This is a genomic window from Mesorhizobium sp. M5C.F.Ca.IN.020.29.1.1, assembly GCF_003997375.1.
Lineage (GTDB): Bacteria > Pseudomonadota > Alphaproteobacteria > Rhizobiales > Rhizobiaceae > Mesorhizobium > Mesorhizobium wenxiniae.
The window spans coordinates 1-388 of sequence record NZ_RZSW01001221.1 but is presented as its reverse complement, the minus strand read 5'-3'; the positions used below and the strand labels follow the sequence as shown (position 1 = coordinate 388).

Annotated in this window: 1 pseudogene; it reads left to right on the top strand. The window is 62.4% G+C overall.

The window, feature by feature from the left end:
• Positions 1–253: 253 nt before the first annotated feature.
• Positions 254–388 (top strand): annotated as a pseudogene (locus EOA85_RS39750) (fluoride efflux transporter CrcB); the annotation flags it as partial.

Below are 388 nucleotides of genomic sequence, written 5' to 3'. Positions count from 1 at the left end.
CTCCACGCATCCGCGCATTTTTCGATTTCGTCGTCGTAAAGCTGGACATGGTCCGCCCGATCCTGATGGGATGATGGACGACCTGCTCAGGCCTGCGCACGGATCTGCGGCGAAGCGTCCGAAGCGGTTGCGGTCTCCGCTCACACCACTGTGATGTGCAGGGTGGAGCGCATTCGACGATTTGTGCATCCGCCAACTCCGAGTGCACGCGGCAGGGATTGACCGAGCCACCCTGCAAGGGCAGTAAACGGCGATGATCAATCTCCTCCTCGTTGCCGCGGGCGGCGCTATTGGTGCCGGGCTCCGGCACGTCGTCAATTTCGTCGCGCTGCGTCTTGTCGGCCCGAGCTTTCCCTGGGGCACGATGGCGATCAACATTGTCGGGTCC